This is a genomic window from Buttiauxella brennerae ATCC 51605, from assembly GCF_001654925.1.
In the GTDB taxonomy this organism is placed as follows: Bacteria; Pseudomonadota; Gammaproteobacteria; order Enterobacterales; family Enterobacteriaceae; genus Buttiauxella; species Buttiauxella brennerae.
This window is the reverse complement of record NZ_LXER01000043.1, coordinates 1-1,503: the sequence shown is the minus strand read 5'-3', so window position 1 is coordinate 1,503 and position 1,503 is coordinate 1. Positions and strand designations below refer to the sequence as shown.

1 protein-coding gene is annotated in these 1,503 nt (G+C 48.6%); it reads right to left on the bottom strand.

The genetic code is table 11. From position 1 onward, the window contains the following. Positions 1–38 precede the first annotated feature (38 nt). Complete coding sequence (locus M975_RS21885; protein ID WP_064562006.1) at positions 39–1,277, bottom strand: IS110-like element ISEsa2 family transposase; 1,239 nt, start codon at positions 1,275–1,277, stop codon at positions 39–41. Between the last annotated feature and the right edge of the window lie 226 nt (positions 1,278–1,503).

The following is a 1,503-nucleotide window of genomic DNA, read 5'->3' as shown; positions in this document are numbered from 1 at the left end:
AACTTCCGCTTCACGCCCTGAGACATTCGACAAGCTTTTTATGGCTTCAGTAAGGGCGACTTTCGCGCTTCCAATGCCAGCAAATATTTCGCTTCGTCGTACCGGGTTCTGGTCTTCCAGCAGCGGTAAATGATCCTTATCCATTTGAATGCCAGAGCCCGGATTGCAGATTGGTGAGATTTTCCTTTTTCTCGCAGTCCCTGATAATAAAGTCTGGCCCAGTATGATGAGTTAACCGTCTTGGCAGCCCATTCAACAAAAGTCTGCCTGACGAACTTGGCACACTGCCATCGCCAGTGAACCCAGGATTTCTGGCCACTTCGTTCTGTCACCGGTGCAATACCTGCGTAGTTTTGAATTTCTTCAGCGCTGTTAAACCGGTCACGGTTATCACCAAGTGCAGCAAGCATCCGTGGGCCCATACACGGCCCCATGCCCGGAAGTGATTTGAACAGCCCCGCATCTGGCAATGTGTCAAACAGCGTTTCGATTCGTTCGTCATAGGTTTTGATGATTTCACTCACGACTTTAATTTGTGTCGCCAGTGCTGTTGCCATCAAAGCATTAGCCTCTATAACACTCGGGTCTGTCGTCAATGGGATCGCGTTATCAATACTCGCAACACGTTGCTCGGTAAGGGCCATTGCGCGGCCACCTCTGGCATTCAGAAAGTTGCGGATCGTGTCGCGCCTGGCTCGTTTCAGTTGTTGCAGACTGGGCCACCGGATAATCAGCTCACACAACAGTAAGCTACCCCGATGTGAGAACCACTCCAGTGGCTGAGGATAATACTGTTTAAGCGTGTTAATTATCCGGTTCACAAAGCGTCGTTTATCTTCAACCAACTGACGACGTTGCTCAACCAGTTGCTGAAGTAACCGAATATCCGCATTGTCGGGTTCAATAGCTTTTATCTTCTGGGGGTAACGCAGCATTAACTCTAATGCCAGCTCGGCATCCTGCGGATCATCTTTAGCGCCGCTGGGCGAGAAGGCTTGCCGGTAACGAGCCAGGGACAAAGCGTGGACGGGGAAAACGGTGATAAAGGGATATTTTTGAAGAGCATATACCACGGGGCCCTTCTTCAGTTCGAGAGCAATTGCGATTCTACCTTTTACTTTCTGGTGTAACTCAGTAAGCCAGGCATCAAGCGCTTCTGCTGTATGTTCAATCACATCGAATACGCGTTCACCGTTTTTAAACTGAACACAGACATCGTGTTTTTTATCAGCCCAGTCCAGACCAACGTGCGCAGCAAATTGATTAGTCACAGTCATCACCAACTCCTTTTTATCGGGGATTGGTATGCATTCCACGCTCTTCGAAAGAAATATAGCCAGCAGTTTATCTGCATGCCCTGAGTATTCGTTAGCGAACGTGGAGCACCTACTGGCTCGAAAGAAAAGCGGCGATCATCACATGATTCTCGCTCAATATTCGTAACCAGTAAGCGCATACCCTGAATCACTTCAAAGTGTAATTCTCAGGGACCGAATGACTATA

Excerpts from the sequence above, each read along its gene's own strand:
- M975_RS21885 (WP_064562006.1), bottom strand. The coding sequence starts at position 1,277 with ATGACTGTGACTAATCAATTTGCTGCGCACGTTGGTCTGGACTGGGCT.